The sequence below is a fragment of the Pseudomonas sp. NPDC088429 genome, assembly GCF_044753305.1.
Lineage (GTDB): Bacteria > Pseudomonadota > Gammaproteobacteria > Pseudomonadales > Pseudomonadaceae > Aquipseudomonas > Aquipseudomonas rustica.
Window position 1 is genome coordinate 228579 of sequence record NZ_JBIVMX010000004.1, and the last position, 22473, is coordinate 251051.

The following is a 22473-nucleotide window of genomic DNA, read 5'->3' on the forward strand; positions in this document are numbered from 1 at the left end:
TTCAGGCGGCCAGTTTACGGCGGTTATACAAACCACCCAACAAACCGGTGAAGCATCCGATGAGTAACCCGCCGACGTGGGCGGCGTTGGCGATTTCGCCGAAACCGATGACCGAGATCACCCCGGACATGCACACCAGCAACCACACCAGCATCATCACCAGCACGCCGCGCGGCAGGCGATAGGCCGGGTTCGGCGCCAGCAGCTGGAAGATCCAGCAATGCCCGAGCAAACCGTACAGCACGCCAGAGAGGCCGCCGAACAGCGTCGGGCCGCTCCAGATGTATTGCGCATAGTTAGACACCAGGCTGAACAGCAGCGTCAGGCCGATCAGGTTGATGCTGCCCTGCCGCGACTCGATGCGCCGCCCCAGTTCCCAATACCACATGCCGTTCATGGCCAGGTGCAGGATGCCGAAGTGGATCAGCATCGGTGTGACCAGACGCCACCACTGCCCCGCTGCCAGACTGTCGGCCAACGGCGTGAAATGGATGTACTCGCCGACCACCTGGAAATCGAGGAAGGTCAGCCAGCGCAGGGTTTGCAGGTTTTCACCGAGGTAAGTCAGGCCGCCGACGATCAGGCACAGCAGCAGAATGAAGCCGGTGGCCTTGGCGTATTTCAGTTGTTCGGCGAAGCTTGGGCGTTTGACGGTCGGCGCGACGGGAATGTCCAGTTGCTGATCGGGATCACCTGCCGGGAAGCGTTCGTACAGCGAGCGCACGTCTTCGCTGATTTCCGACGGCGCCCACAACACTTGCTCGCCCGCCTCTTCACTGACGCGATGCGGCACTTGCATGCGTTGCAGCAGTTTGACGAAACCGCTCAGATCCACGCCTAAAGGCAGACGTAATACCGCTACCGAACTCATTGCAGCACCTCCGGCCGCTCAACATCGACCCAGACAAATTTATTTGGATCGAGGAAAGTTTCCTGATCCAGGCGATAAGCAACGAGTTTGCCGTAGAGCACGGCGCTGTAATCCAGACACGCGAGGTTCGGCCGGATCGGCGCCGGTTTGCCGCTGCGCCAGTAGTGGCCGACGAACAATAAAGGCTCGTCGACGCCGTAGCGCAGCAGGGAATTCTTTTCAGTGGAAGTCAGCGGCGTTTGCGCCACCGGCTCCGGCAAGGCATCGGGCTGGAAGACGATGTCGCCGTAGGTTTTCGGGTCGTCCTCCCAGAACTTGGTGCGAAAGAACGAGCGCACCAGACCGTCGCCGCTGGTCATGGTCAAACCATCGGGCAGGCGCATGTCGGTGCCACGCAGCAAACGGTCGAACACGGTGCAGGCGAAGCTGTCCGGTACGGCCGAGGCCTGGAGGAAATGCTCGTCGATGCAGCCATTAGGGAACAGCGCGCGCAGCGGTTCGATCAGGCCGGCATCCCAACAGGCATGCACCACGCGGAAACGTCCGGCGTCGACAAACAGCGGCAGCTCATAGAACCAGCGCTGGAAATCGTGCCAGTCGCCGGGATGGCCTTCGAACTGCGTCAGGGTTTCGTGGAGCAACCGCGCATGACGCTTGGTGTGCTCGCGGACGAATTGCTTGCCGCTGCCCGGTGGCGCCGGGGTGCTCCAGCCGAGTGCGTTGAATTCGTGGTTACCCATGATGCACAAGGCCTGCCCGGCCTCGACCATGTCGTGGACGATGTGCAGCGCCTCGCGAATGCGCGGGCCACGGTCGATGATGTCGCCAACGAACACGGCCATGCGCGATGGATGCCGCCAGACCCCGCCTTGCTTGTGATAACCGAGTCGGTCAAGCAAGTGTTCGAGGGTCAGGGCGCATCCGTGCACGTCACCAATCAGGTCATAACTGCGCGCGGGATCGAGCATCAGTCGCCTCCACCACCCAACTTGCTGCCCCAGCCGAGCTTGGTGCGGCAGACTTCATAGTAGTTGTGGTCGAGCGGGTGAATCAGGCGCAGCTTCTGTGCTTTCTTGCTGACGGTGATGGTGTCGCCCGGCGCGCAGGTGAAGTGGTTCTGCCCGTCGCAGGAGACTTGCGGGTAAATCTGCATGTTTTTCGACACGACGATTTTCAGCTCGCTGTTGCCATCGACCACAATTGGCCGGCTCGACAACATATGGGGGTACATCGGCACGATCACAATGGCATCGAGCTTGGGATGCATGATCGGGCCACCGGCGGACAGCGCGTAAGCCGTGGAACCGGTCGGCGTCGCGACGATCAGGCCGTCAGCCTTCTGGCTGCAAACGAACTGGCCGTCGATGTACAGCTCGAACTCGATCATCCGCGTCGATTTGCCGGGGTGAAGCACCACGTCGTTGAGCGCGTCGCCCTGGCCAATGGCCTCGGCGTGACGGCGCACTTCGGCTTGCAGCAGGAAGCGGTTTTCCACCAGGTAGTGGCCGTCGAGCACTTTGGCGACTTCGACTTCCAGTTCATCCGGGCGAATATCGGTGAGGAAGCCGAGGCTGCCACGGTTGATGCCGAGCACCGGAATATTGTGTTTGGCCAGCGCACGCGCGGCGCCGAGCAGGCTGCCGTCACCGCCGACGACGATGACCATGTCGCAGACTTCGCCGAGCATCTTGCGCGACGAGGTTTGCAGGCCGTGGCCCGGCAGCACTTCAGCGATGGTGTCTTCGAGGATCACATGCAGGTGACGATCGAGCAGAAACCGTTTCAGTCGGCGGACGGTATCCAGCACCTGGGAACTGCCCAGGCGACCGATGATGCCGATATTACGAAATTGCTCCATGGGACCTCTGCGGACAATCGAAAACGCGAAAAACAGGATTATGGGCGAAAGCGCCAGATAGACAAAATCCTTTCAGCCTCAAGGGCGCGCTCGTGTTTACGGCTATGCTCGCAAGATGATCCTATTTCCCGACCTGCTCCAGTTGCCTCACCAATTGCGCCATCCGGAAGTGCGGGATCTGGCGTGGGTGATCCTCGCCCCGCCGATGCTCGCCACCACGCCGTGGCCGCAACGCCATCCGCTGGCCGGCAGCCACTGGGTGGATGACCCGCATCGCCTTGAACATTGGCTGCGTCAACTCGACCGCGACAGTTACGGTTTGCTGCATTGGTTATCGCAGGCCCGCACGAGGCGTCTGGGCCTGTATTACGAACGGCTGTGGCAATTTGCCGTGGCGCAGGCGCCGGGGATCGAGCTGATTGCCGCCAACCTGCCGATCCGCCGCGAAGGTCATACGCTCGGCGAACTCGACATGCTGCTGCGTGACCGTGATGGCGTGCATCACTTGGAGCTGGCGATCAAGCTGTACCTCGGCCCGCAACAGGGCGATGGGCGTGATTCGGTGCAATGGCTGGGGCCGGGTTGTCATGATCGGCTGGATCGCAAACTGGCGCATCTGGCCGGTCATCAACTGCCGATTTCCGCGCGACCGGAAAGCCGTGAAGCCTTGGCGGCGCTGGATATCGAGTCGTTCAGCGCGCAATTGTGGCTGGGCGGCTATCTGCTGTATCCGTGGCCCGGTCAGGCTGAGTCGCCAAGCGGCGCGCACCCGCAGCATCTGCGCGGCAGTTGGTTGCATCAAAAGGATTGGCCAGCGTTCGTCGCGCAACGCCCGGCCGGTCGCTGGCAACCCCTGCCCCGTCACGCGTGGCTGGCCCCGGCGCATTACCCGGCGGATCAAACCTGGAGCGAAGTGCATTTGCAGGCGTGGCTGGAGGAACTGGAACCGATGGCGCCGGCGCAATTGCTGGTGCGCCTGACCGAGAATGCGCGGGGCGATTGGGAAGAAGCGGAGCGGTTGTTTCTGGTGTCGGATCTTTGGCCGAATGTGCCGGGGCAGGCCTAAAAGATCGCAGCTTTCGGCAGCTCCTACAGATGTACGCATACCCATGTAGGAGCTGCCGAAGGCTGCGATCTTTTGATTTCAAATGGACAGCCGCACAGCCAAAGCCGCCAACGTCACCAACAACACCGGCACCGTCAACACAATCCCGACCCTGAAGTAATACCCCCAACCAATGTGAATCCCCTTGCGCTCCAGCACATGCAGCCACAACAACGTCGCCAGGCTGCCAATCGGCGTGATCTTCGGCCCCAAGTCGCTGCCGATCACGTTGGCGTAAATCATCGCTTCCTTGATCACCCCACTCGCCTGACTCGCATCGATCGACAGCAAACCAATCAGCACCGTCGGCAAATTATTCATGATCGACGACAACAGTGCCGTCAGCACACCGGTGCCCAGCGCCGCGCCCCACACGCCGTGGCCGGCAAACACATCCAGCCAGCCGGCCAGATAGCTTGTCAGCCCGGCATTACGCAAGCCGTAGACCACCAGATACATGCCCAGCGAGAAAATCACGATCTGCCACGGCGCCTCTTTCATCACCTTGCGCGTAGAGATTTTGTGACCGCGCGCGGCGATGCCCAGCAGCAGTGCGGCGCAGACAGCGGAAATCGCGCTGATCGGAATGCCCAACGGCTCAAGGGCGAAACAGCCGATCAACAGAATCGCCAACACCGCCCAACCGGCATAGAACGTGGCTTTGTCGTGGATCGCGGTTTCAGGACGCTCAAGTTGATCGGGGTCGTAGGCCTTGGGAATGTCACGGCGGAAGAACCACAGCAACATGCCCAACGTCGCCGCGACGCTGACGAAGTTGACCGGCACCATCACCGCCGCGTAGCGGTTGAAGCCGATGTGGAAGAAGTCCGCCGAGACGATGTTGACCAGGTTCGACACCACCAGCGGCAGGCTTGCGGTGTCGGCGATAAAGCCTGCGCCCATGACGAAGGCCAGGGTCGCAGCCGGGGAAAAGCGCAGCGCCAGCAGCATGGAAATCACGATTGGCGTGAGGATCAGCGCCGCGCCGTCATTGGCGAACAGCGCCGACACCAGCGCGCCGAGCAGCACCATAAAGGCAAACAGCTTGCGCCCACTGCCCCGCCCCCAACGCGCCACGTGCAACGCAGCCCAATTGAAGAAACCGGCCTCGTCGAGCAGCAGACTGATGATGATCAGCGCAACAAAGGTGCCGGTGGCGTTCCAGATGATCTGCCAGACCAGCGGGATATCACTCAGATGCACGACGCCAAAAATCAACGCCAGCACGGCGCCGAGCGTCGCACTCCAGCCGACGCCGAGGCCTTTGGGTTGCCAGATGACAAGGGTAATGGTCAGCAGGAAAATCAGTGACGCAGCAAGCATCCGCAACAGCCTTGTTCGAAAGAGGATTTTGGGGGACGACAGGATACCTGTGGTGAGGGGATTTATCCCCGACCGGCTGCGCAGCAGCCGCAAAACCTGCGAACTCGATTTGACTGAGAAACGCAGGGGGTCGCTTCGCAACCCATCGGGGATAAATCCCCTCACCACAAGGAGTTCACCAAGCTGCTGGATTATTTTTTGTGTTGCTCAACGAACTGTCCGTAAGCATTGATAAAGCTTTGCAGAAAAGGTTTCACCGATTCACTCAACTTCCCCGCTTCATCAAACGCTGTCCCCGCACCGCCCAGATAAGCCTCTGGTTGCTGCATGCAGGGCACATTGAGAAACACAAACGACTGGCGCAGGTGCTGGTTCGCGCCGAAACCGCCAATGGCCCCCGGCGATACACTGATCACCGCGCCCGGCTTGCCGCTCCAGGCGCTCTTGCCATACGGCCGCGAGCCGACGTCGATGGCGTTCTTCAGCGGCGCCGGCACCGAGCGGTTGTACTCCGGCGTAACAAACAGCACCGCGTCGGAAGAACCGACTTTTTGCCGGAAAGTACTGTAGGCTGCCGGCGGTGAATCGCCATCAATGTCTTCGTTATACAGTGGCAGATCGCCAATCTCGACAATGCTCAGTTTCAGGTTCGCCGGTGCCAGTTCCGCCAGCGCCAGGGCGACTTTGCGGTTGATCGATGCTTTGCGCAGGCTACCGACTATGACGGCGACGTTATAGACATTGCTCATGGAAGACTCTCGATGTCCGTGGGGGAGCCTGTAGTTATAGATGATCCCGTGACGATTCCACCAGCAGACGAGGGAAAAATCCCGGCTGCTGAATATTTTTTTCGTGCAGGAAAACTTACAGCGCTGGATGGCGGTCTTAAAACCGCAAATCAAGCGTTTTATCTCCAGAGGTTCTAAACAGATGGCAGCAGTACTCGTCGGTCAGTTCCATGCAAGAGATGCGGAAGGCCGCGTTTATTCCGTGCATGAATTCCAGGAATCCACCCCGTCGGCAGACGGTCTCACTGGCTCGGAGCCGATTTACAAACTGGCCATCGGCGATCGCATCAAGAAGATCGACGACCAGACGTTCGAACTGGTTCAGTCGGGTATCACCCTGACCCGCGAACCTGAGCCAACCGTCGCTTCATAACTCGTCGTTATGAGCAGAAGTCATATGCGCAGAGTTGGGTTAGGATCAGTCACTGACCCCACCTGCTGAACATGGACTTCACGCATGCGTTTACGCCATATCGAAGTGATTCAGGCGCTCTTGCAGACCGGTCACCTGGGCACCGCCGCCGAATGGCTGCAGTTGCCAGTGACCGAGGTCGAAGAGCGTTTGCGCGAAGCCGAGAGTCAGTTGGGGTTCATGCTGTTCGCCAGCGTTCGCGGGCGCTTGCAATCAACGCCGGAAGCGCGGGCGCTGCAAGTCGAAATCGCCCACGTCTATGCAGCGCTCGAGCCGGTTCAGCGTCTGGCCAGTAGCCTCAAACAGTACCTCGCCCCTCCCTTGCGCATCATCGGTACCCCGCCGCTCTCCCAACATCTATTACCGCAAAGTCTTGCCGCCCTGCGCCGACGCCTGCCCGATGCACCGTGCAGCCTGCTCAGTGCGCCGACCCGCGACATCGTCCGCAGCCTGTTGCTGCGCGAAAGCGATCTGGGCCTGAGCCTGCACGATCCCGAACATCCCGACATCGATTGCCAGCCACTGGCCCACGGCAAACTGCAACTGCTCGCGCCCCACGGTTGGCTGCAGCCGAAGCAGAAATACATTTCTCTACAGGATTTGGCCGGTCAGGCGATGGTCGGCCTCGACGGTCAGGATCCGCTAAGCCCGGCACTGGAAAACAAACTCCAGGCCTTGCGCCCGGCGCCGAGCATCCAGACTCGCGTGCAAACCCATCAGATGATGCGCAGCATGGTTGAGGCAGGCGAAGGCCTGGCCATCGTCGACCCGTTCACTGCCCTCGGTGCGCGCGCCGGCGGCCTCGATGTCTGCCCACTGTCGCCGGCGGTACCGATCAGCCTCTACGCGCTGACCTATAAACACTGCGCGCCGTCAGCGGCAATTCAGACCTTGCTGACAATCGTCACGGAACAAGCCGAGGCGATGCTGTCGAGCTGAGCGGGTTTTCCAGCGGATTATCAAACAGTCGATACCAGAACAGCGCCACTTCGGCGGTGTTCGGATCAATGCCGCGATAGCGCAGCTCGTCGACACCGCCAATCACATAGCCGCAACGCTCATACAACCGGCAAGCACCGAGGTTGTTGTTTTGCGTTTCGAGCATGATCCCCGGCAGCTTCTTTTTGCGACTCCAGAATTGCGCGACATCCAGCAACGCTTTGGCCACGCCATGCCGCCGGGCCGGCGCGTGCACCGCCAATTCATCGATATGGGCGAAGCCGTTCCAGTTGGTGCTGATGACCAAATGGCCCACCGCCTCGTCATCCAGATACGCCATGAAAATCGCACTGTCCGGCGCATCGCGGAAACTGCTGAATTCTTCGGGGTCGATGCCGTAGCACTTGCGGTACGGCACGATGGGCGTCACCCGCCACTGCTCGACAGGCTGACCAATCACCGCCGCGCCATACGCCGCCACCTCAAAACTGAAGTCGCTACCCCAGATATAGGGCGCAAAACCTTCGTCGGCGACACGCACCGACAGGCCTGGGTATTTTGGATTCACGGCCGGTTGCATACTGGGAAAAGTCCTCATTCCTTCACACAATCGACGGTGTATAGCCGCCCATTGCCCTCGTCTTCGTGCTGCAATCCATGCACATCCGCGACAAAACCGGGGAAGCTGCTATCGAACGTGCGAGCAAATTTCAGGTAATCAATGATCGAACGCGTCGATTCAGTAAAGCGTTCGCCGGGCATGATAAGCGGAATTCCCGGGGGATACGGCACCAGCATCACGGCGGCAATCCTTCCTTCCAGCTCATCAATCGGCACCGCCTCGACTTCGCCGCGCACCAGATGATCGTAGGCGTGAGCCGGTTTCATGGCGATTTCGGGGAGCACGGTGTACATGCGTTTCAGGTGTTTGGCCGTGGCGTTGCTGCGGTAGCAGGCGTGCAGTTGATCGCAGAGGTCGCGCAGGCCCATGCCGCGATAACGCGCGGTGTCTTCCAACGCTACGCAAGGCAAGCAGGTGTCGAGGCGCACGTTAGCGTCGTAACTGCGCTTGAACTCCAGCAGTTCGGTGAGCAGCGTGCTCCATTTACCTTTGGTGATGCCCATGGAGAACAACACCAGAAACGAATACAGGCCGGTTTTTTCGACGACCAATCCGCGCTCCCAGAGGAATTTGCTGACCACGGCCGCCGGAATGCCCTTCTCGCTTAACGCGCCGCCCGCGTTGAGGCCCGGCATCACCAGCGTCACTTTGATCGGGTCAAGCAACACATAATCGTCACTGACATCGCCGAAACCGTGCCAGTCGGCATCCGGTTTGAGCAGCCAGTCTTCGGTCTGCACACGATCAATGCCTTCGACGCCCGGCGGCTGCCAGATCGAGAACCACCAGTCATCGGCAGCAATGTGCTGACGCAAATTGGCCAGCGCCCGACGGAAACTCAGCGCCTCATCGAAGGTTTCCTGCAACAGCGATCTTCCGGCCGGGCCTTCCATCATCGCCGACGCCACGTCCAGCGAAGCAATGATGCTGTACTGCGGCGAGGTCGAGATGTGCATCATGAACGCTTCGTTGAAACGGTCACGATCCAGCTGCCGCGCACCGCCGTCCTGGACATGAATCATCGAGGCCTGACTGAATGCCGCGAGCAGTTTGTGCGTGGAATGGGTGGTGAACACCAGCGGACTGTCGTCGCTGCGTGAGGTGGCCATACCGTAACGTCCGGCAAAGAATTCGTGGAACGCCGCGTAGGCATACCAGGCCTCGTCGAAATGCAGGACTTCGACGCTGTTACCGAGTTTTTGCTTGATCAGTTCGGCGTTGTAGCAGAGGCCGTCGTAGGTCGAGTTGGTGACCACCGCCAGTTTGACTTTTGGCGCGCGACCCTTGGTCAGCGGGCTCGCATCGATCTTGGCTTGAATCGATTCACGGCTGAATTCACTCAGCGGGATCGGGCCGATGATCCCCAGTTCATTGCGCTCCGGGCACAGGTACAACGGGATCGCGCCGGTCATGATGATCGCGTGCAGCACCGACTTGTGGCAGTTGCGGTCGACCAGCACCAGATCATCGCGAGCTACCATCGAGTGCCAGACAATCTTGTTGGCGGTCGAGGTGCCATTGATCACGAAAAAGGTGTGATCAGCGCCGAAATTGCGCGCCGCACGGGCTTCGGCTTCAGCGAGCGGGCCGGTGTGATCGAGCAGTGAGCCGAGTTCCGGCACGGACACCGATAAGTCTGAACGCAGGGTGTTTTCCCCGAAAAACTGGTGGAACGCCTGCCCCACCGGACTCTTGTGATAGGCCACGCCCCCGCCATGGCCGGGGGTATGCCACGAATAATTGGAGTCGGCGGTGTGCTGCACCAGCGCTTTGAAAAACGGCGGCAGCAAACCATCCAGATACTTGCGCGCCGCCCGCGCCACTTGCCGGGCGAGAAACGGCACGGTGTCTTCGAACAGATAGAGAATGCCGCGCAGCTGGTTGAGCTCGGCCATGGCATCGGCCGGGGCGTTTTCCAGGGTGACTTGTTCGCCCAAGGCAAAGATTGGCAGATCCGGGGCGCGCACCCGCGCGAGGCCAATGAGTTCAGCCATGTTCTGCAACAGATGCGAGTTGGTTGAGGCATCCTCGGCGGCAATCAGCATGCACGCGAGGCCATGATGGGTCGACGCGACCAGACGCCCTTCCGTGTAGTCGGTGGCAGAGACGATGCTGAAACCTTCCTGCTCCAGTTCCCGGGCGATGCCACGGATGCGGTCACCGGCGACCGTGTCGGCCTTGATGTCGCGATGGACGATCAACACCGGAAACTTCAAATCTTTGTACATGGGGCTCAGTGTCCTGAGGCGGCAGAAATGAATCTGCCAATGCACTCAGGGTAGAGGGTTGCAGCGAATGTGGCGAGGGTGGCCAGTTGGCTTCATGCCTGTAAAAGCAAAAGATCGCAGCCTTCGGCAGCTCCTACATGAGAATGCGTTCCCTGTAGGAGCTGCCGAAGGCTGCGATCCTTTGATCTTTTAAACCTGCGCGTCAGCCTCAGCAATCTGTGTCCACATCGCCGGCCCACCCGCCGACTTGGCGATAATCTCCAACCGCACCAGATGCGCCGCCAATTCATCTTCAGTCGCGCGAATAATCCGCGCAGGCTGGCGATCTACCGGCAACCGACGAATCTCGGTCGCCGAGTTGTCCGCGCCCTCGCCCGATCCGTTACCGTCAGAGGCATTACCAGCCAGCGACAGACTGGTCTGGCCGCCGGTCATGGTCAGGTAGACGTCGGCAAGAATCTCCGAGTCGAGCAACGCGCCGTGCAGTTCACGACCGGAGTTGTCGACGCCGTAACGTTTGCACAAGGCGTCGAGGCTGTTGCGCTGTCCCGGGTGACGTTCCCGGGCCATCATCAGGGTGTCGAGGATCGAGCAGTGCTGCGTGATGTCAGCGCGATCCTTCGCGCCCATCAAGGCGAATTCGTTGTTGATGAAGCCAACGTCGAACGCCGCGTTATGAATGATCAGCTGCGCGCCTTTGATGAACTCGAAGAACTCGTCGGCGACCTCATTGAAACGCGGCTTGCCGACGAGGAATTCGTTGGTGATGCCGTGAACGCCAATCGCGCCTTCGTCACTCTCGCGATCCGGTTGCAGATAGACGTGGAAATGCCGGCCCGTCAGGCGCCGACCGATCAGTTCGACACAACCGATTTCGATAATCCGGTGACCATCGGTCACCGGCATGCCGGTGGTTTCGGTATCGAGTACAACGGATCTGGTGGCCATCAGTGCTCAGCTCTCAACGGGTCAATCGTGCAAAAACGCGGATGTTAACACGCTCGGCGGGGGGTTTCAGGCAGACCGTGGCGTGCCCTTCGCGAGCAGGCTCGCTCCCACATTGGAATGCATTCCAATTCAAGGAAGGTACAGATCAGATCTGGAATGCATTTTCCTGTGGGAGCGAGCCTGCTCGCGAATGGCCACACCACGGTACAACGGAAGAAATCAGCTCTGCTTGTACCCGCGAACCTCGTCCACACCACGGTTCGCCAACTGATCCGCCCGCTCGTTACCATGATGGCCGATGTGCCCACGCACCCACTTCCATTTGACGGTGTGGCGGTTGACCTGCTCGTCGAGCTCTTTCCACAAATCAGCGTTTTTCACCGGTTCTTTCGCCGCCGTTTTCCAGCCGCGTTTCTTCCAGTTGGCCATCCACTCGTTGATGCCCTTCATCACGTATTGCGAGTCGGTTACCAGCAACACTTCACACGGACGCTTCAAGGCTTCGAGGCCACGAATGGCGCCGAGCAATTCCATGCGGTTGTTGGTGGTGTTGGCTTCGCCGCCCCACAGTTCCTTTTCAACGCCCTTGCACACCAGCAAGGCGCCCCAGCCGCCCGGGCCGGGATTGCCTTTGCAGGCACCGTCAGTGAACAGTTCTACGGTGTCGACGCTTTCAACGCTTTCGCTCATGCCACTCTATCCAGAAAAATACGTGCCTTGCCGATCACGGATCGACAATGACCAAGGCCGGGACAAACCCGGCCACAATTAAAAGAAGGTTTACGGTTCGACGCGGCGGCGATTGACCTTGGCCATCGGCAGCGGAATCAGCTTGCCCATCGGCTCGCGACGCTCCTGCCGCAACGGCCGCAGGCCCACCACGATCTTGCGCGCGACCAATAAATAGAAGCCGCCGCCCGACAATTGCCAGTCACCGGCCTTGCGTTCCCAGCCGGCCAGACGGCCCTGCCACTTGGCTGACGCGAGCGGCGGACGATAGCACCCGAAGCGGCGTTTCTCCAGCGCAAAGCCCAGCAGGTTGAGCCAGTCGGCGACCCGCGATGGCGAGATGCAGCGCGCCTGACGCAAGGCGTCGTGGGCGAAAACATGACGCAGCCCCCACGTGCTCCACGGGTTGATGCCGATGATCAGCAAATGGCCACCGGGGCGCACGCTGCTCGCCGCTTCGCGCAGCAAACCGTGGGGTGACAGGCAGAAATCCAGACCGTGCTGCATCACCACCACATCGGCGGCATGCTCGCTCAATGGCCAGGCTTGTTCCTCGCAGACAATCTCGACCCCCGGCAGCGGCGCGCCAAGGCGCACGTTGCGCTGCACTTGCGGCGCCGACGGTGGCGTTTCAGCGGACGGGCCGTAATGCACCAGATAACCGCCAAAGAACCGGCCGAGCTCGTCTTCGAGCATGCGCCGCTCCTCGTCGAGCAGAAATTGCCCGAGCGGGCCGGACAGCCATTCACGGGCGGCACCGATCAGTGCCAGCCAGTCAGGATCAGCCTGTGCGAACGCTTTATCACTCATCGCATTCTCCAAAGCGCCAGGAACTACTAAGATGCGCCAATGTTTCCCGCTTGGCGAATTCCGACGATGATACAGATCAGTGCCCTGCCCGCGTTCACCGATAACTACATCTGGTTGTTACAAGATCACCGCAGCCAACGTTGCGCCGTGGTCGACCCGGGTGATGCCGCGCCCGTCGAGGCGTGGCTTGATGCACATCCGGACTGGGTCTTGAGCGATATTTTGATCACTCACCATCACCATGACCACGTTGGCGGCGTCGAACGCCTGAAACACATCAGCGGCGCCACTGTTTATGGCCCGGCCAGCGAAAATATCCCGGCGCGCGACGTGGCGCTGGAGGACAACGACACCGCCAGCGTGCTCGGCTGGGACTTTGATGTCTATGCGGTGCCCGGTCACACCTTGGGACACATTGCTTATTATCACCACGGTCTGCTGTTCTGCGGCGACACTCTGTTTGCCGCGGGTTGCGGTCGCCTGTTCGAAGGTACGCCCGATCAGATGCACCACTCGCTTAGCCGTCTCGCCGCACTGCCCGAAGACACCCTCGTCTATTGCACTCACGAATACACCCTGAGCAATCTCAAATTCGCCGCAGCGGTCGAACCGACCAATGCCGACATTGCCGCCCGTCTGGAAAAAGTTACTCAACAACGGCAAAACGGCGTGATGACACTGCCGTCAACTTTGGCACTGGAAAAGCTCACAAATCCGTTTTTACGCACCGCTGAAACATTAGTTAAACAAAAAGTGGACGAACGGGCAGGCGCTCAAAACCGGGCGCCGAGTGAGGTTTTTGCGGCTCTGCGGGCTTGGAAAGATAAGTTCTAAGCAGTGGTCTGCTTGGTACAAAAATTCTCAATGGTTGACCGCAGGGGGTGCGCTTTCTAGAATCGCCCGACATTTTTGCCCGGAACTTACTTCCAGCCAATGTCGTCATCCATACGTAAGTCCGTCAATTCAGACGCATTGACCCGCTTGGCGCAAGCCATCGCGGTGGCTGTGTCCGCCACGCTGGCGGGCTGTTCCAGCCATGCTCCGCAGACTGAAGCGACCCATACGCCGAACATTGCTGCGCGAGCCAAGCAAAAGCCGATCTGGCTCAGCGAGAAGCCCACTCCACAGATTCCTCAGGACGTCTGGGAGCGCATGCGCGAGGGCTTCCAGTTGCAGGAAGGCCTGGGCGTCAACCCGCGCATCGAGCAACAGCGCCTGTGGTTCGCCAGCAATCCTTCATTCCTTGAGAACGCCGGCGATCGCGGCAGTCTCTACATTCATTACATCGTCGAACGCCTCGAAGAACGCAACATGCCGCTGGAACTGGCGCTGCTGCCAGTGATTGAAAGTGCCTACAACCCGATGGCCTACTCCCGTGCCGATGCGGTTGGCCTGTGGCAATTCATTCCGTCCACCGGGCGTTACTTCAACCTGCGTCAGACCCGTTTCTACGATGGTCGTCGCGACATCACCGCCTCGACCACCGCCGCACTCGATTACCTGACCCGTCTGCACGACATGTTCAACGGTGACTGGTTGCTGGCGCTCGCCGCGTATAACGCTGGCGAAGGCACGGTCAGCCGCGCCATCGAACGTAACGAGAAACTCGGTTTGCCAACCGACTACTGGAACCTGCCGCTGCCGTCGGAAACCCAGGCCTACGTGCCGAAGTTGCTGGCGCTGTCGCAAGTGGTGCAGTCGCCGGAAGCGTACGGGGTCAACCTCAACCCGATCGCCAACGAACCGTACTTCCAGGTCGTCGAAATCAATCAGCGCATGGACCTGTCCAAAGTCGCTGAAGTGGCCAACATCGACGAAGACGAACTGTTCCAGCTCAACCCTGCTTACAAACAGCGCATTACCGTCGACGGCCCTCAGCATTTGCTGGTGCCAACGTCCAAGGCGCAATTGCTGACCACCAGCCTGCAGACCATGTCGCCGGACGAGTTGATCAGCAAACGCTCCTTGAAACCGGTGTTTGAAGGCGCTGATCCGACGGAAGTGGCGAAGCTGAAACGCGCCTACCGCGTCAAGCGTGGCGACAACCTCGGCTCCATCGCCAAGGCCAACAAGGTTGAAGTGAAGGATCTGCAACGCTGGAACAAGCTGACCGGCAAAAACCTCAAGGTTGGTCAGACCCTGGTGATGCGCGACACGAGCAAACCAAGCAAGAGCCGCAGCTCGGGCCGGGTCAACACGGTGATTGCGGCCAACAGCAAGAGCAAAAAAGGCGATAGCAAGCAGCAGACTCAGTACAAGGTTAAGCGCGGCGACACGCTGTACGTGGTGGCCAAGCGTTTCAATGTTGAGATGCAGCATCTCAAGCGCTGGAATCCGGGTGCGAGCAAGGCTTTGAAGCCGGGGCAGATGCTTACGGTTTATCAGCCGCACTGATAGAAGAGCCTCTGAGATTTCGGGGGCTTTTTTTTGGTTCGGTTTTTTTGGTGTTCTTGAGATCCATCCCCCTCACCCCAGCCCTCTCCCCCAAGGGGTAGAGGGGAAAGGGAGCAGATCGGGGGCTATTCAGAATTTGAGTTCGGCTCGGTATCGCAAGTCGGCGTAGCTCCCACAAACACCTCGGTCAGTCCCCTCTCCCTCCGGGAGAGGGCTAGGGTGAGGGGCTGTCAGGCAAGTGGATTAACCCCCCATTAACCCGCGATCTTTTTCCTGTCCAGACAAGCTGTTACTGTACGGCCCACAAAGCCCAAGCCGCCTGGATCAGATCTGACTTGAAGCGTCCCCTCCTCCTGCTCCTGATCAGCCTGGCCTTGAGCTCAACCGCAAGCGCGACGATTACCGAAAGTCACGGTTATGCGCAGTTCGGCACGCTCAAGTACCCGGCCAGATTTACCCACTTCGACTGGGTCAACCCGCAAGCGCCCAAGGGCGGTACGTTGCGGGTGATGGCGTTCGGCACCTTCGATACGGTCAACCCATACACCTTCAAGGGCACCAGCCCGGTCACCACGCCGAATTTCCTCCAGTACGGCATCAATGAGCTGAACGAGCCGCTGATGGTCGGCACTGGCCAGTATTCGCCGTCCGGCGACGAGCCGGCGTCAAGCTATGGCTTGATCGCGCAATCGGTGGAATACAGCGAAGATCGAAGCTGGGTGGTGTTCAATCTGCGCCCCGAGGCACGTTTCCACGACGGCACGCCGATCACCGCTTACGACGTCGCGTTCTCCTACCGCTTGCTGCTCAAGGAAGGTCATCCGCTGTACCGCACCGCCCTTCAGGAAGTGCTGCGCGTCGACATCCTCAATCCGCAGCGCATTCGCTTCGTGCTCAAACGCTCGGGCAATCCGCTGTTGATCCTGCGCCTCGGGGAATTGCCGGTGCTGCCGCAGCACTACTGGAAAGACCGCGACTTCAAAGCCACCACCTTCGAACCGCCGCTGGGCAGCGGCCCGTATCGCATTACTTCGGTGACGCCGGGTCGGCAGTTGATCTTCGAGCGGGTCAAGGATTACTGGGGCAAGGACTTGGCGGTCAATCGCGGCAAGTACAACTTCGATCGCATGGAAGTCGAGTTCTACCGCGACAGCGATGTCGCCTTCGAAGCGTTCAAGGCCGGCGAGTTCGACATCTACATCGAGCATCAGGCGAAGAACTGGGCCAACGGCTACAACTTCCCGGCCATCCGCCGTGGCGACGTGATCAAGGCGCAGATCCCGCATCAGATCCCGACCCAGAGTCAGGGCCTGTTCATGAACACCCGCCGCGCCACGTTCGCCGACGTCAAAACCCGCGAAGCGCTGGGGCTGATGTTCGACTTCGAGTGGACCAACCGCGCGCTGTTCAGCGATGCCTACAAGCGCACCACCAGTTACTACCCGAACAGCGAATTCAGCGCCAGCGGCCTGCCGGTCGGGCACGAATGGCTGATGCTCAAGCCGTACAAGGAGCAACTGCCGGCCAAGCTGTTCACCGAGCCGTTCACGTTGCCGCAAACCGACGGCCGCGGCATTCCTCGCGAGACCATGCGCAAAGCGCTGGCCCTGCTCGCCGAGGCCGGCTGGAAGCTCAACGGCCAGCGCCTGCAAAACGCCGATGGCCAGCCGCTGCGTTTCGAACTGCTGCTGGTCAACCCGAATCTGGAACGCATCCTCCAGCCGTACATTGAGAACCTCAACAGCATCGGCATCGACGCGCGCCTGCGCACGGTTGATCGCGCGCAGTACAAACAGCGCCTCGATCAGTTCGATTTCGACATGATCCTGATGACGCTCAATCAGACCCTCAGCCCGGGCCTTGAGCAGTGGCAGTACTTCCATTCCAGTCAGGTCGGGGTCAAGGGCAGCAAAAATTACGCGGGCATCGCCAACCCGGTGGTCGATCACCTGCTCGAACAATTGCTCGCCGCGCGCACCCGCGATGAACAGGTCGCCGCCGGCAAGGCGCTTGACCGCGTGCTGCTCTGGCAGCACTACAGCATTCCCAACTGGTACCTGAATTATCACCGCCTGGCCTACCGCAACCGGTTGGCCTTCGTCACCACGCCGCCCTACACCCTGGGCCTGAGCGCGTGGTGGCTGAAGTCTTCGGAGAAAGATCGATGAAACCCATCCGCGCCCTGCTCGTCCAGGCCATCGGCTTGCTGTTCGCCGGGCTGGCGTTTGCCGCCCCGCAACACGCCGTGACCCTGTACAACGAGCCGCCGAAATACCCGGCCGATTTCAAGCATTTCGATTACGTGAATCCCGACGCGCCCAAGGGCGGCGTATTCCGTCAGGCCGGTTTTGGTGGCTTCGACAGCCTCAACCCGTTTATCAGCAAAGGCGTGCCGGCCGATGACATCGGGCAGATCTACGACACCCTGACCAAGCACAGCCTCGACGAGCCGTTCACCGAATATGGCCTGATCGCCGGCAAGATCGAAAAGGCCCCGGACAACAGCTGGGTGCGGTTCTACCTGCGCCCCGAAGCACGCTTCCACGACGGTCATCCAGTGCGCGCCGACGACGTGGTGTTCAGCTTCAACACGCTGACCAAGGAAGGCTCGCCGATGTATCGCGGCTACTACAGCGACGTGTCCGAAGTCATCGCCGAAGACCCGCTGAAAGTGCTGTTCAAGTTCAAGCACAACAATAATCGCGAGTTGCCGCTGATTCTCGGCCAGTTGCCGGTGTTGCCAAAACACTGGTGGGCCGACCGCGATTTCAGCAAGGGCAATCTGGAAATTCCGCTCGGCAGCGGCCCGTACAAGGTTGCCGAAGTGAAGGCCGGCCGTTCGATTCGGTACGAGCGGGTCAAGGATTACTGGGGCAAGGATCTGCCGGTCAACCGTGGCTTCTACAATTTCGACACGATGACCAGCGATTACTACCGCGACAACACCGTCGCCGTCGAAGCGTTAAAGGCCGGGCAGTTCGATTTCTGGCTGGAGATGACCGCGAAAAACTGGGCCAACGCTTACAACATCCCGGCGGTCACCGAGGGCCGTTTGATCAAGGAATTGATCCCCAACAGCAACCCGACCGGCATGCAGGGTTTCGTCTACAACCTGCGCCGTCCGGTGTTCCAGGACATACGGGTGCGCCAGGCGCTCGGTTTGCTGTTCGATTTCGAATGGACCAATAAACAACTGTTCAACGGCGCCTACTTCCGCACCCGCAGCTATTTCGAAAACTCGGAAATGGCCGCCACCGGCCTGCCCGACGCCGATCAACTGGCGATCCTCGACCCGTTCCGCAACAAGCTCCCGGCGCAGGTGTTCAGCGAAGCCTTCGACAACCCGAAGACCGACGCCAGCGGCATGATCCGCAATCACCAGCGCGAGGCCTATCAACTGCTGCAAGAGGCTGGCTGGAAGATCGTCGACGACAAAATGGTCGACGCCACCGGCAAACCGGTGGTCATCGAATTCCTCCTCGCCCAGACCGAGTTCGAACGCGTGTTGCTGCCGTTCAAGCGCAACCTCAGCGACCTTGGCATCGAACTGGTGATCCGCCGCGTCGACGTTTCGCAGTACATCAACCGCGTGCGCTCGCGGGACTTCGACATGATCGTCGGCAGCTTCCCGCAATCCAATTCGCCGGGTAACGAGCAGCGCGAATTCTGGATGAGCGCCGCTGCCGACAAGGCCAGCAGCCGCAACACCATGGGCTTGAAGGATCCGATCGTCGATCAACTGGTCGAGAGCCTGATCAATGCCGACTCGCGCGCCAGCCTGGTGGCCCACGCCCGCGCGCTGGATCGCGTGTTGCAGTGGGGCTACTACGTGGTGCCCAACTGGCACATCAAGACCTGGCGCGTGGCGTACTGGAATCACATCGGCCATCCGAAGGTCTCACCCAAGTACGACATCGGCATCAACACCTGGTGGGTCAAGCCTGACGCTAAACCGGCGGTAGAAGTCGAAACCAAACTGCAAGCCGACCCTGCGGGCACGGAGTAATCAGATGCTGGCGTATATTTTTCGGCGACTGCTGCTCATCATTCCGACCCTGTTCGGCATTCTGCTGATCAACTTCGTGATCATTCAGGCCGCGCCCGGTGGCCCGGTGGAACAGATGATCGCCAAGCTTGAAGGCTTCGAAGGCGCTACCAGTCGCATCGCTGGCGGCGGTGCCGAGGTCTCGGTGGCCGGTTCCTCCTATCGCGGCGCGCAAGGGCTGGATCCGGCGCTGATCAAGGAAATCGAGCACATGTACGGGTTCGACAAGTCGGCCCCGGAACGCCTGTGGATCATGGTCAAGAACTACGCCTCGCTGGATTTCGGCGACAGCTTTTTCCGCGACGCCAAGGTCATCGACCTGATCAAGGAAAAGATGCCGGTGTCGATCTCGCTCGGTCTGTGGAGCACGTTGATCATGTACCTGGTGTCGATCCCGCTGGGGATCGCCAAGGCCACGCGACACGGCAGTCACTTCGATGTGTGGACCAGTTCGGCGATCATCGTCGGCTACGCGATCCCGGCGTTCCTTTTTGCGATCCTGCTGATCGTGGTGTTTGCCGGCGGGAGTTATCTCGACTGGTTTCCGTTACGCGGGCTGACCTCGAACAACTTCGATGAGCTGAGTTTCGGCGGCAAGATCCTCGATTACTTCTGGCACCTCGCGCTGCCAGTTACAGCACTGGTGATCGGCAACTTCGCGACCATGACCCTGCTGACCAAAAACAGCTTCCTCGACGAAATCAACAAACAGTACGTGGTCACCGCCAAGGCCAAAGGTCTGACCCGCCATCGCGTGCTCTACGGCCATGTGTTCCGCAACGCGATGCTGTTGGTGATTGCCGGTTTTCCGTCGGCGTTCATCGGCATCTTCTTCACCGGTTCGCTGCTGGTGGAAGTGATTTTCTCCCTCGACGGTCTCGGCCTGATGAGTTTCGAAGCGGCGATCAACCGCGATTATCCGGTGGTGTTCGGCACCCTGTTCATCTTCACCCTGCTCGGGCTGGTGGTGAAACTGATCGGCGACCTCACCTACACCCTGGTCGATCCGCGCATCGACTTCGAAAGCCGGGAGCATTGAGATGAACCTGTCCCCTCTCAACCGCCGCCGCTTCGAACTGTTCAAGGCCAACAAGCGTGGCTGGTGGTCGCTGTGGCTGTTTCTGATCCTGTTCGGACTGAGCCTCGGCGCCGAGCTGATCGCCAACGACAAGCCGCTGGTGGTGCATTACGACAACAATTGGTACTTCCCGGCGATCAAGCGCTACCCGGAAACGACGTTTGGCGGCGAATTCCCGCTGGAAGCCAACTACAAGAGCCCGTACATCCGCGAACTGCTCAAGGCCAAGGATGCGTGGGTGTTGTGGGCGCCGATTCCGTACAACTACCAGAGCATCAATTACGACCTGAAAGTCCCGGCGCCGGCGCCACCGTCGGCGGACAACTTGCTCGGTACCGACGATCAGGGTCGCGACGTGCTGGCGCGGGTGATTTACGGCTTCCGTATTTCCGTGTTGTTCGCGCTGACGCTGACCGTGTTGAGTTCGATCATCGGCGTGATTGCCGGCGCACTGCAGGGTTTTTATGGCGGCTGGGTCGATCTGGCCGGGCAGCGTTTCTTGGAGATCTGGTCGGGGCTGCCGGTGCTGTACCTGCTGATCATTCTTGCCAGTTTTGTGCAGCCGAATTTCTGGTGGCTGCTGGGGATCATGCTGCTGTTCTCGTGGATGAGCCTGGTCGACGTGGTGCGCGCCGAGTTCCTCCGGGGTCGCAACCTTGAATACGTGCGCGCGGCGCGGGCGCTGGGCATGCAGAACGGCGCGATCATGTTCCGCCACATCCTGCCCAACGCGATGGTCTCGACCATGACGTTTATGCCGTTCATCCTCACCGGCGCCATCGGCACCCTCACCGCGCTGGACTTCCTCGGTTTCGGTTTGCCGGCCGGCAGTCCGTCGTTGGGTGAACTGGTCGCGCAAGGCAAATCCAACCTGCAAGCGCCGTGGCTGGGCATCAGCGCCTTTGCCGTGCTGGCCTTGATGTTGAGTTTGCTGGTGTTTATCGGCGAGTCCGCTCGCGATGCCTTCGACCCGAGGAAGTGAAATGAATCAGGACAATCTGATCGAAGTGCGTGACCTCGCCGTCGAATTCGGTTTCGGTGAGCGCATACACCGCGTCGTCGAGGGCGTGAGTTTTGACATCAAGCGTGGCGAAACCCTGGCGTTGGTCGGCGAATCCGGCTCGGGCAAATCGGTGACTGCACACTCGATCCTGCGGTTGTTGCCCTACCCGATGGCCCGCCATCCGGCCGGCAGCATCAATTACGCCGGGCAAAACCTGCTGGACCTGAGCGAAAAAACCATTCGGCACATTCGCGGCAATCGCATCGCGATGATTTTTCAGGAGCCGATGACCTCGCTGAACCCGTTGCACTCGATCGAGAAGCAGATCAACGAAGTCCTCGGCATCCACAAAGGCCTGACCGGCAAAGTCGCGACCAAGCGCACTTTGGAGCTGCTGGAGATGGTCGGCATCCCCGAGCCGCACAAGCGCCTCAAGGCCCTGCCCCACGAATTGTCCGGCGGCCAGCGCCAGCGCGTGATGATCGCCATGGCGCTGGCCAACGAGCCGGAACTGTTGATTGCCGATGAGCCGACCACCGCTTTGGACGTGACCGTTCAGCTGAAAATCCTCGATTTGCTCAAGGAATTGCAGGCCAGATTGGGCATGTCGCTGTTACTGATCAGTCACGATTTGAACCTCGTGCGAAGAATTGCGCATCGTGTATGTGTCATGCAACGCGGTTGCATCGTCGAACAGGCATCGTGCGAAGAGCTGTTCCGTTCGCCGCAGCATCCGTACACTCGGGAATTGCTCGGCGCGGAGCCCAGCGGAGGCCCGGCGACCAATAAAATCGGCGCGCCGTTGCTTGAGGTCGAGGACTTGAAAGTCTGGTTCCCGATCAAGAAAGGCCTGCTCAAACGCACGGTAGATCACGTCAAGGCAGTGGACGGCATCAATTTCAGCCTGCCTCAGGGTCAGACTTTGGGGATTGTGGGGGAAAGCGGTTCCGGCAAATCCACGCTGGGTCTGGCGATTTTGCGTTTGATCGGCAGCAAAGGCGCGATCCGCTTTGAAGGCAAGCAGCTAGACTGCCTGACGCAGAACGAGGTTCGCCCGTTGCGTCGGGAGATGCAGGTGGTGTTTCAGGATCCGTTTGGCAGCCTGAGCCCGCGCATGTGCGTCAGTGACATCGTTGGCGAAGGCCTGCGGATTCACAAGATGGGCACCGCCGAGGAGCAAGAGGCGGCGATTATTGCGGCATTGAAGGAGGTAGGTCTGGATCCGGAAACCCGGCACCGCTACCCCCACGAATTTTCCGGTGGGCAACGGCAACGAATTGCCATTGCCCGGGCCTTGGTGCTGAAACCGGCGCTGATCCT

20 protein-coding genes are annotated in these 22473 nt (G+C 59.9%); 10 read left to right on the top strand and 10 right to left on the bottom strand.

The features are described 5' to 3' along the window. Nucleotide 1: 1 nt before the first annotated feature. Genes ACIP66_RS04935 through ACIP66_RS04945 form a run of 3 tightly spaced genes read right to left on the bottom strand, consistent with a single transcriptional unit; the run spans nt 2 to nt 2729 of the window. Nucleotides 2-871 carry a rhomboid family intramembrane serine protease gene (locus tag ACIP66_RS04935; RefSeq protein ID WP_053119409.1) on the bottom strand — a complete coding sequence of 290 codons (870 nt, stop codon included), beginning with the start codon at nt 869-871 and terminating at the stop codon, nt 2-4. Then, a complete protein-coding gene (locus tag ACIP66_RS04940; protein WP_053119407.1) occupies nt 868-1839 on the bottom strand; it encodes a metallophosphoesterase in 972 nt (323 codons plus the stop codon). The genes ACIP66_RS04935 and ACIP66_RS04940 overlap by 4 nt, the downstream gene beginning before the upstream one ends. Next, nucleotides 1839-2729 (bottom strand): NAD(+) kinase, encoded by an 891-nt coding sequence (locus ACIP66_RS04945; RefSeq protein ID WP_003224174.1) that lies wholly within the window; start codon nt 2727-2729, stop codon nt 1839-1841. The genes ACIP66_RS04940 and ACIP66_RS04945 overlap by 1 nt, the downstream gene beginning before the upstream one ends. Nucleotides 2730-2844: 115 nt before the next feature. Here ACIP66_RS04945 and ACIP66_RS04950 point away from each other — a divergent pair, with 115 nt between their 5' ends. Next, nucleotides 2845-3795, top strand: a complete 951-nt coding sequence (locus ACIP66_RS04950) for a DUF1853 family protein (protein ID WP_400645948.1) — start codon at nt 2845-2847, stop codon at nt 3793-3795. Nucleotides 3796-3873: 78 nt separating this feature from the next. Here ACIP66_RS04950 and ACIP66_RS04955 read toward each other — a convergent pair whose 3' ends face one another. Next, nucleotides 3874-5157, bottom strand: coding sequence for an arsenic transporter (locus ACIP66_RS04955; protein ID WP_400645950.1), 1284 nt, complete (start codon nt 5155-5157; stop codon nt 3874-3876). A 191-nt stretch (nt 5158-5348) separates the two neighbouring features. Next, complete coding sequence (locus ACIP66_RS04960; protein ID WP_159815522.1) at nt 5349-5906, bottom strand: NADPH-dependent FMN reductase; 558 nt, start codon at nt 5904-5906, stop codon at nt 5349-5351. 181 nt (nt 5907-6087) lie between these two features. On the opposite strand from ACIP66_RS04960, the gene ACIP66_RS04965 reads away from it, so the two are divergent. Both ACIP66_RS04965 and ACIP66_RS04970 read left to right on the top strand, forming a co-directional pair. Then, nucleotides 6088-6318 carry a hypothetical protein gene (locus ACIP66_RS04965; protein ID WP_400645953.1) on the top strand — a complete coding sequence of 77 codons (231 nt, stop codon included), beginning with the start codon at nt 6088-6090 and terminating at the stop codon, nt 6316-6318. 84 nt (nt 6319-6402) lie between these two features. Next, on the top strand, nt 6403-7296 hold the full coding sequence (locus ACIP66_RS04970) for a LysR family transcriptional regulator (protein WP_400645956.1): 894 nt from the start codon (nt 6403-6405) through the stop codon (nt 7294-7296). Here ACIP66_RS04970 and ACIP66_RS04975 read toward each other — a convergent pair. From ACIP66_RS04975 to ACIP66_RS04995, 5 genes are all read right to left on the bottom strand, one after another. Next, on the bottom strand, nt 7262-7876 hold the full coding sequence (locus ACIP66_RS04975) for a GNAT family N-acetyltransferase (RefSeq protein ID WP_053119395.1): 615 nt from the start codon (nt 7874-7876) through the stop codon (nt 7262-7264). The two genes, ACIP66_RS04970 and ACIP66_RS04975, sit on opposite strands and share 35 nt — an antisense overlap. A 14-nt stretch (nt 7877-7890) precedes the next feature. After that, nucleotides 7891-10146: an Orn/Lys/Arg decarboxylase N-terminal domain-containing protein gene (locus tag ACIP66_RS04980; protein ID WP_400645959.1), complete on the bottom strand. Its 2256-nt coding sequence runs from the start codon at nt 10144-10146 to the stop codon at nt 7891-7893. A gap of 189 nt (nt 10147-10335) precedes the next feature. Then, nucleotides 10336-11094 (bottom strand): DNA polymerase III subunit epsilon, encoded by a 759-nt coding sequence (dnaQ, locus tag ACIP66_RS04985; RefSeq protein WP_159815519.1) that lies wholly within the window; start codon nt 11092-11094, stop codon nt 10336-10338. A 219-nt stretch (nt 11095-11313) separates the two neighbouring features. Continuing rightward, entirely contained in the window at nt 11314-11784 is a 471-nt protein-coding gene (gene rnhA, locus ACIP66_RS04990) for a ribonuclease HI (RefSeq protein ID WP_053119389.1), read from the bottom strand. Between the two features lie 90 nt (nt 11785-11874). Further along, nucleotides 11875-12633, bottom strand: coding sequence for a class I SAM-dependent methyltransferase (locus ACIP66_RS04995; protein ID WP_212545887.1), 759 nt, complete (start codon nt 12631-12633; stop codon nt 11875-11877). 66 nt (nt 12634-12699) lie between these two features. On the opposite strand from ACIP66_RS04995, the gene gloB reads away from it, so the two are divergent. The 7 genes from gloB to ACIP66_RS05030 all read left to right on the top strand — a co-directional run. Further along, entirely contained in the window at nt 12700-13467 is a 768-nt protein-coding gene (gene gloB, locus ACIP66_RS05000; protein ID WP_400645963.1) for a hydroxyacylglutathione hydrolase, read from the top strand. Between the two features lie 99 nt (nt 13468-13566). Next, on the top strand, nt 13567-15027 hold the full coding sequence (locus ACIP66_RS05005; protein WP_053119385.1) for a LysM peptidoglycan-binding domain-containing protein: 1461 nt from the start codon (nt 13567-13569) through the stop codon (nt 15025-15027). A gap of 335 nt (nt 15028-15362) precedes the next feature. After that, a complete protein-coding gene (locus ACIP66_RS05010; RefSeq protein ID WP_053119383.1) occupies nt 15363-17195 on the top strand; it encodes an extracellular solute-binding protein in 1833 nt (610 codons plus the stop codon). Then, entirely contained in the window at nt 17192-19033 is a 1842-nt protein-coding gene (locus tag ACIP66_RS05015; protein ID WP_400645966.1) for an extracellular solute-binding protein, read from the top strand. The genes ACIP66_RS05010 and ACIP66_RS05015 overlap by 4 nt, the downstream gene beginning before the upstream one ends. 4 nt (nt 19034-19037) lie before the next feature. Beyond that, nucleotides 19038-20111, top strand: a complete 1074-nt coding sequence (locus tag ACIP66_RS05020) for a microcin C ABC transporter permease YejB (protein ID WP_201226938.1) — start codon at nt 19038-19040, stop codon at nt 20109-20111. Between the two features lies 1 nt (nt 20112). Next, nucleotides 20113-21132: an ABC transporter permease gene (locus ACIP66_RS05025; RefSeq protein WP_053119376.1), complete on the top strand. Its 1020-nt coding sequence runs from the start codon at nt 20113-20115 to the stop codon at nt 21130-21132. A 1-nt stretch (nt 21133) separates the two neighbouring features. After that, the coding region (locus ACIP66_RS05030; RefSeq protein WP_400645970.1) for an ABC transporter ATP-binding protein at nt 21134-22473 on the top strand (1340 nt) is incomplete at its 3' end.

Bases quoted from the DNA above. Each gene is read 5' to 3' on its own strand.
- ACIP66_RS04935 (WP_053119409.1), bottom strand. From the start codon at position 871: ATGAGTTCGGTAGCGGTATTACGTCTGCCTTTAGGCGTGGATCTGAGC.
- ACIP66_RS04940 (WP_053119407.1), bottom strand. From the start codon at position 1,839: ATGCTCGATCCCGCGCGCAGTTATGACCTGATTGGTGACGTGCACGGA.
- ACIP66_RS04945 (WP_003224174.1), bottom strand. From the start codon at position 2,729: ATGGAGCAATTTCGTAATATCGGCATCATCGGTCGCCTGGGCAGTTCC.
- ACIP66_RS04950 (WP_400645948.1), top strand. From the start codon at position 2,845: ATGATCCTATTTCCCGACCTGCTCCAGTTGCCTCACCAATTGCGCCAT.
- ACIP66_RS04955 (WP_400645950.1), bottom strand. From the start codon at position 5,157: ATGCTTGCTGCGTCACTGATTTTCCTGCTGACCATTACCCTTGTCATC.
- ACIP66_RS04960 (WP_159815522.1), bottom strand. From the start codon at position 5,906: ATGAGCAATGTCTATAACGTCGCCGTCATAGTCGGTAGCCTGCGCAAA.
- ACIP66_RS04965 (WP_400645953.1), top strand. From the start codon at position 6,088: ATGGCAGCAGTACTCGTCGGTCAGTTCCATGCAAGAGATGCGGAAGGC.
- ACIP66_RS04970 (WP_400645956.1), top strand. From the start codon at position 6,403: ATGCGTTTACGCCATATCGAAGTGATTCAGGCGCTCTTGCAGACCGGT.
- ACIP66_RS04975 (WP_053119395.1), bottom strand. From the start codon at position 7,876: ATGCAACCGGCCGTGAATCCAAAATACCCAGGCCTGTCGGTGCGTGTC.
- ACIP66_RS04980 (WP_400645959.1), bottom strand. From the start codon at position 10,146: ATGTACAAAGATTTGAAGTTTCCGGTGTTGATCGTCCATCGCGACATC.
- dnaQ (WP_159815519.1), bottom strand. From the start codon at position 11,094: ATGGCCACCAGATCCGTTGTACTCGATACCGAAACCACCGGCATGCCG.
- rnhA (WP_053119389.1), bottom strand. From the start codon at position 11,784: ATGAGCGAAAGCGTTGAAAGCGTCGACACCGTAGAACTGTTCACTGAC.
- ACIP66_RS04995 (WP_212545887.1), bottom strand. From the start codon at position 12,633: ATGAGTGATAAAGCGTTCGCACAGGCTGATCCTGACTGGCTGGCACTG.
- gloB (WP_400645963.1), top strand. From the start codon at position 12,700: ATGATACAGATCAGTGCCCTGCCCGCGTTCACCGATAACTACATCTGG.
- ACIP66_RS05005 (WP_053119385.1), top strand. From the start codon at position 13,567: ATGTCGTCATCCATACGTAAGTCCGTCAATTCAGACGCATTGACCCGC.
- ACIP66_RS05015 (WP_400645966.1), top strand. From the start codon at position 17,192: ATGAAACCCATCCGCGCCCTGCTCGTCCAGGCCATCGGCTTGCTGTTC.
- ACIP66_RS05020 (WP_201226938.1), top strand. From the start codon at position 19,038: ATGCTGGCGTATATTTTTCGGCGACTGCTGCTCATCATTCCGACCCTG.
- ACIP66_RS05025 (WP_053119376.1), top strand. From the start codon at position 20,113: ATGAACCTGTCCCCTCTCAACCGCCGCCGCTTCGAACTGTTCAAGGCC.